The organism is Roseiarcus sp. (assembly GCF_049514155.1).
GTDB lineage: Bacteria > Pseudomonadota > Alphaproteobacteria > Rhizobiales > Beijerinckiaceae > Roseiarcus.
The window spans coordinates 25,293-31,714 of sequence record NZ_JBEKVH010000029.1 but is presented as its reverse complement, the minus strand read 5'-3'; the positions used below and the strand labels follow the sequence as shown (position 1 = coordinate 31,714).

6 protein-coding genes are annotated in these 6,422 nt (G+C 68.6%); all 6 read left to right on the top strand.

Annotation, left to right across the window (positions count from 1 at the left end):
* Positions 1-934 (top strand): MBOAT family O-acyltransferase (locus ABSF49_RS06680; RefSeq protein ID WP_424111852.1); only part of this gene is annotated, 934 nt, incomplete at its 5' end.
* A 13-nt stretch (positions 935-947) separates the two neighbouring features.
* Positions 948-1,214 carry a hypothetical protein gene (locus tag ABSF49_RS06675; RefSeq protein WP_424111851.1) on the top strand — a complete coding sequence of 89 codons (267 nt, stop codon included), beginning with the start codon at positions 948-950 and terminating at the stop codon, positions 1,212-1,214.
* Between the two features lie 279 nt (positions 1,215-1,493).
* The gene (locus ABSF49_RS06670) at positions 1,494-1,856 is read left to right on the top strand and encodes a hypothetical protein (RefSeq protein ID WP_424111850.1); all 363 of its coding nucleotides are present in this window, start codon (positions 1,494-1,496) and stop codon (positions 1,854-1,856) included.
* Between the two features lie 1,094 nt (positions 1,857-2,950).
* Positions 2,951-4,912 carry a threonine--tRNA ligase gene (gene thrS / locus ABSF49_RS06665; protein ID WP_424111849.1) on the top strand — a complete coding sequence of 654 codons (1,962 nt, stop codon included), beginning with the start codon at positions 2,951-2,953 and terminating at the stop codon, positions 4,910-4,912.
* A gap of 10 nt (positions 4,913-4,922) precedes the next feature.
* Positions 4,923-5,873: a DMT family transporter gene (locus ABSF49_RS06660; protein WP_424111848.1), complete on the top strand. Its 951-nt coding sequence runs from the start codon at positions 4,923-4,925 to the stop codon at positions 5,871-5,873.
* An 88-nt stretch (positions 5,874-5,961) separates the two neighbouring features.
* On the top strand, positions 5,962-6,408 hold the full coding sequence (locus ABSF49_RS06655; protein WP_424111847.1) for a hypothetical protein: 447 nt from the start codon (positions 5,962-5,964) through the stop codon (positions 6,406-6,408).
* Positions 6,409-6,422 lie beyond the last annotated feature (14 nt).

The following is a 6,422-nucleotide window of genomic DNA, read 5'->3' as shown; positions in this document are numbered from 1 at the left end:
TCCCCACCTGGTCGCCGGCCCGATCGTGCGCGCCCACGAATTCCTGCCGCAGCTTGCCTCCCCGCGCCGCGCCAGCGATTTCTCGTTCGGCGAGAATATGCTGCTGATCCTCGGCGGCCTGTTCAAGAAGATGGTGATCGCCAACTACCTCGCGGTGCGGTTCGTCGATCCCGTCTTCACCGATCCGTCGCAGTTCTCGCGCTTCGATCTGATCATGGCGGTCTACGCCTACGCGATCCAGATCTACGCCGACTTCTCCGCCTACACCGACATCGCCATCGGCGTCGCGGCGCTGCTCGGCTACCGCTTTCCGCAGAACTTCAACCAGCCCTATCGCGCGCTCGGCATCGGCGACTTCTGGCGCCGCTGGCACATGACGCTGTCAAGGTGGCTGCGCGACTATCTCTACATTCCGCTCGGCGGCAACCGCCACGGCGCGCTGGCGACGACGCGCAACCTGATGCTGACGATGGTGCTCGGCGGGCTGTGGCACGGCGCCAATTGGACCTTCCTGATCTGGGGCGCGATGCACGGCGTCGCGTTGGTTCTCGACCACGCCTGGCGGCGCAGCGCCGCCTTCGCGCGCTGGGGCGAGGGCAGAATCGTGCGGGTCGTCGACTGGACGTTGACGTTCAACTTCGTCTGTCTCACCTGGCTGTTCTTCCGCGCGCCGTCGCTCGATGCGGTCGGCCAATTTCTAGGCGGCGTGTGGACGGACAACGGCGCCGCCTCGACCATGCCGATGGTGGTGCTGCCGCTGATCGCCTGCGGCGCGCTGACCCAGATCGCGCCCTCGCGCGCGCGCGCCGCGATCGGCGTCGTGCTCGACAACCGCGGCGCGCTCGCTTCCGCCGCGTTCGGCTTCGTTCTGCTCTATGCGATCATCGTCATGGCGCCGTCGACCGCGGCGCCGTTCATCTACTTCCAGTTCTAGGGGGGAGCCGCCGATGGCCGCGCCGCGCGTCAAGCCGCCTTCCTCGACCAGCCCGTGGGCGTGGCTGCGCGTCCTCTACGCCGTGCTGGCGCTGACCGTCTTCGCGTTTCCGGGCGGGATGGTCGACTGGCTCGACGAACGCAACGCCAGCGGCTGGCTCTCAGGCCCGCTCGCGCTCGCCCGCGGAATCGACGCCGCTTCCGCCGCCGTCGGCGTCAAGGGCGTCGGGGAATGGCTGCGCGGCCGGTTCGCCACGTTCATCGGCGACGCCGACACTTGAGGCGGCGGGCGAGCAGACGCCGCTGCCGCTGCTGTCATTCCCGCGAACGCGGGAATCCAGGGGCAAAGGGTGCAACGGCCGCCAAGTCTGGATTCCCGCTTTCGCGGGAATGACATTGCAAGATCGTCATCGGTTTCCTCCTGCGCCAACGCCGTCCCGACGCGCCGCTTGGCCGATGCGGATTTCGACGCTACCAATGAGCGGCCCCCGCGCGAGCCTGCGGGGGCGAGGGCCACGCGCTCAGGATGCGGGCGCCGAGCATGGAAGCGAGGAGGGGGCATGGGTGATCAGCGACCTCTTGCAACAGCGCGACTGCGGCTTGCGGCGGCGAGCGCGTTGCTGATCGCGGCGGCGGGCCCGGCGCTGGCCGATCCGAATTGCTGGACCGACGTGACGCCCAACGAATGCCCGAACGGCGGCTGGCACGTGCTGCAGTTCAAGAACGCCTGCAGCGGCGGCGAGAAGACGATCAACCTCTGCCTCAAATGGACGTCGGGAACATCGGCGGGGGTCGTCACCCGCTTCGCCAGCTTCGCCAATGGCGGCGCGACGGCGGAGTTCCATCCGGGTCCCTGCGAGAACGGCGCCGTCAGCTACAATTATCGCTACGACGGCGGCGTGCCGGACTGTCCGACGCAATAGAGACGATGCGTTCGAGTTGAACCTTTTCGGCCGTCATTGCGAGCGATGGCGAAGCAGTCCAGACTTGGGGATTGCGGCGGCGGCTTGGCCTGGATCGCTTCGCTGCCGCTCGCGATGACGATTTCGCCTGACCGCATCCTGCTCTGAAGACCGGATCGGGCGACGGCTTCGACGCGCCGCCGCCGCCCGCGGCCACGACGACCGCCTCAAACCCGCGGCGGCAGATCGGCGAAGCGGCGGCGGCCGGCGGCGACGTCCTCCAGCTCGGCCAGCTCTTCGTCGCGCCGGTGGTAGCCGCACTCGGCGACGAGCTTGCGCGCCGCGGCGAGGTTCTGCGCCGCCTCCTCGCGGAGGCGCGCCGCCTCGGCGGCGTCGGGGAGACCTGGCTTCGGCGGGCTGTCGTCGATGAGGCCACTGAGCGGCGCGAACGCCTCGAGGCGCGCGAAGGCGAGCCGAGCGCGCTCGAGCGCGCTCGAGCGCGCTATCGCAAAGATGGAGCCGCATCGGCCCCGGCTCGGCGATCTCCTTGACCTCGTCGTTGAGGCAGGCGGCGCGCGTCAGGGCCGCCTCGGGCGTCGCCCCGGCGATGTAGCGCCGCGCCAGCGCCGCCCCGACGCGCGAGCCCTGAATCCGCCCCGCGTCACCCCCTCGGCGCGCGCCAGGGCGATCATTGCGGTCTGCCGGGCGCGTCGCAGCATCGTTCGCTCCCAGCAGGAGGGCGGGAGTGGAGCTAAGGCCGCGGCGCCGGTCGGTCGACGCGACCCGCCGTCGACCTCCTGACAGGCCCAAGGCGCAAGCGATCGGCGCGCGCGCCGTGTGTTGCGAGTCGGCTATGGCGTCTTTCGCAAAGCTTCATATAAAACATAAATGAAATGTGCATATGGTCGGGACCTCCTCTCGCCGCCATCCCCCAAAAGGGACCGAAAATGGCGCCCAAGCCGTTGAAATCGCTTCCGCGCGCAACGGACTTGCACGAACGCCGCCCGGCCCCGCCCGCTGCCGATCGGCCGCATTGCTCTCCGCCCGCCGCGCCTCTATACGCTCCCCATTCGCTTACGCCGATTGGTATCGGCGAGTGAGCCATAGGAGCGATTATGGTCCAGGTTACGTTTCCCGACGGCGCGAGCCGCACGTTCGAACCCGGCCTTTCCGGCCTCGACATCGCCAAATCGATTTCTCCGTCTCTGGCCAAGCGCTCCGTCGCGATGGCGCGCGACGGCGTCCTGACCGATCTCGCCGACACGATCGACGCCGACGCCAAGATCGAGTTCATCAGCCGCGACGACCCGCGCGCGCTCGAGCTCATCCGCCACGACGCGGCGCACGTGCTCGCCGAGGCGGTGCAGTCGTTGTGGCCGGATACGCAGGTGACGATCGGCCCGGTGATCGAGAACGGCTTCTATTACGACTTCTTCCGCCCGGTCCCGTTCGCCCCCGAGGATTTCCCGGCGATCGAAAAGCGCATGCGCGAGATCGTCGCGCGTGATCGTCCCTTCGTGAAGTCGGCGATGAGCCGCGACGCCGCCAAGAGCTTCTTCGAGAAGAAGGGCGAGGCGTTCAAGGTCGAGCTGATCGACGCCATTCCCGCCGACCAGGAGATCAAGCTCTACAATCAGGGCGAATGGTCCGACCTCTGCCGCGGCCCGCACATGACCTCGACCGGTAAGGTCGGCGACGCGTTCAAGCTGATGAAGGTCGCCGGCGCCTATTGGCGCGGCGACTCGACCAAGCCGATGCTGTCGCGCATCTACGGCTCAGCCTTCGCCAAGCGCGAAGAGCTCGACGCCTATCTCAAGCAGCTCGAGGAAGCCGAGAAGCGCGACCACCGCAAGCTCGCGCGCGAGATGGACCTGTTCCATTTCCAGGAGGAGGGGCCGGGCACGGTGTTCTGGCACCCGAAGGGCTGGACGATCTACCAGACCCTGATCGCCTACATGCGCCGCCGCCTCGCCGAAGACTATCAGGAAGTCAGCGCGCCGCAGGTTCTCGACAAGAAGCTGTGGGAGATCTCCGGCCATTGGGGCTGGTATCGCGAGAGCATGTTCATGGCCCGGCCGGCCGGCGAAGACGCCGAAGCGGAGGACGAGCGCATCTACGCGATCAAGCCGATGAACTGCCCCGGCCATATTCAGATCTTCAAGAACGGCCTGCGCTCCTACCGCGAGCTGCCGCTGCGCCTGGCCGAGTTCGGCGTCGTCCACCGCTACGAGCCGTCCGGCGCGCTGCACGGCGTCATGCGCGTGCGGGCCTTCACCCAGGACGACGCGCATATCTTCTGCACCGAGGAGCAGCTCGCGTCCGAGTGCCACAAGATCAACGAGCTGATCCTGTCGGTGTACGCCGATTTCGGTTTCGACAAGATCGTCGTCAAGCTTTCGACCCGTCCCGACAAACGCGTCGGCACGGACGAGATGTGGGACCACGCCGAAGCGGTGATGGGGCGCGTGCTCGACGAGATCAAGGCGCGCCACGGCAATGTCGTCACCACCCAGATCAATCCGGGCGAGGGCGCGTTCTACGGGCCGAAGTTCGAATACGTGCTGCGCGACGCGATCGGCCGCGACTGGCAGTGCGGCACCACTCAGGTCGATTTCAACCTGCCGGAGCGCTTCGGCGCCTTCTACATCGCCGCCAACAGCGAGAAGACGACGCCGGTGATGATCCACCGCGCGATCTGCGGCTCGATCGAACGCTTCATCGGCATCCTGCTCGAGAACCACGCCGGCCATCTGCCGCTGTGGCTCGCCCCCGTCCAGATCGTCGTCTGCACGATCACCTCGGAGGGCGACGACTACGCGATGGAGCTCATCGCCAGAGCGCGCAAGCTGGGCCTGAGGGTCGAAGCCGACCTGCGCAACGAGAAGATCAGCTACAAGGTGCGCGAGCACTCGCTGGCCAAGGTTCCGGCGCTGCTGGCGATCGGCAAGAAGGAGGCGGCCGAGCGCGCCGTCTCGATTCGCCGCCTCGGCTCGAACGCGCAGGAGACGAAGTCCCTCGACGAGGCGCTCGCCGCCTTCGTCGCCGAGGGGACGCCGCCGGATCTCGCACGGGGCTAGGAGCAGGGCTGTGACGCGGTTGCGCGCCGATGCGGCGCTGCTGACGGCCGCTCTGCTGTGGGGCGTCGCCTTCGTCGCGCAAAGGGTGGCGGAGGGCGTCGTGCCGCCGCTCGGCTTCGTCGCCGCGCGCTTCGCGATTTCGGCGCTGGTGCTGGCGCCGCTGGCGGCCTTCGAGACCTGGCGCGCGCCGGCGCGCTTCGACGCGAAAGCGTGGCGGGTCGCGATCTGGATTTCGCTGACGCTGTTCGTCGGATCGGCGCTGCAGCAGATCGGGCTGGCGACGACGACCGCGACCAGCGGCGGCTTCCTCACCGCCTGCTATGTCGTGCTGACGCCGATCGCGGTGTGGCTGCTGACCGGCCGCTTGCCGCGTTCGATCGTCGCCGTCGCCTGCGTTTTGTCGACCGCCGGCGCCTGGCTGCTGGCGAACGGCGGCGGCGCGGCGCAGCCGATGAGCGTCGGCGACGGGCTCATCCTGCTCTCCGACGTCGCCTGGGCGCTCGGCATCGCCTTGACGCCGATGTTCCTCGCCCGGCGGCCGCGGCCGTTCACGCTCGCCTTTCTCGAATACGCCATCTGCGGCGCGCTTGCGGCGGGCGCGGCGGCGGCGTTCGAGCCCGTGCGCGCCGGCGATTTTCTCGCCGGGCTGGTTCCGCTGCTCTACGCCGGAATCATCTCCGGCGGCGTCGCCTTCACCATGCAGATCGTCGCGCAGGGTTACACGCCGCCGGCCGAGGCGGCGTTGATTCTCTCGCTCGAAAGCGTGTTCGCCGCGATCGCCGGCGCGATCCTGCTCGCTGAGCGGTTGAGTATGGCGGCGACCGCCGGCTGCGCGCTGATCCTCTCCAGTGTGCTGCTGGTCGAACTCGGCGGGCCGTTGCTGGCGCGGCTGAGAGGCGGGGCGCTTCGCCCCCCGGCCTCGGCGCCGCCGACAGCGCAGCCGCGGTTGAGGCTGCCATAGGCGACGCGATCGACCGGGCGGCGTATCCTGCGCCTTGGCGACAAAACTGTCGTAAGCTCGGCGCCGCGGTCTCGATCGGGAGGAGCCGATGAAGACTTCATTGTCGCGCCGGCTGCTCGCCGCCTTCGCGCTCGTTGCGGCGCTCGCCGCCGCCGCCCCGGCCGCGGCGCTCGACATCGACCTCACCCAGACGCTCGCCGCGACGCCGAAGACGGCGCAAGAGATCGCCAAGCTGTGCGAGCGCGCCTGTCTCGGCAACCAGCGCAGGAGTTGGCTCGAATCGGCGGTCGCGCACGCCGACATGGCCGGCTCCTCGGTCACGGTGCTGCTGAAGCTGCGCAGCAAGCATGTGGCGCACGGCCTGACGATTTACGAGGAGACGGCGACGGTCCGCGTCGACGCCGACCTGTCGCTCGCGGGTTGCGGCATAACCAACGTCCGCGCGACCTCGAACAACGATCTCTACCGCGCGCTGCTCAGGGCCTTCGCGCCGCGGATCCGCGACGCCGTTCGCCGCCACGGGCGGTTTTGCTGAGCGGGCGGATGGGT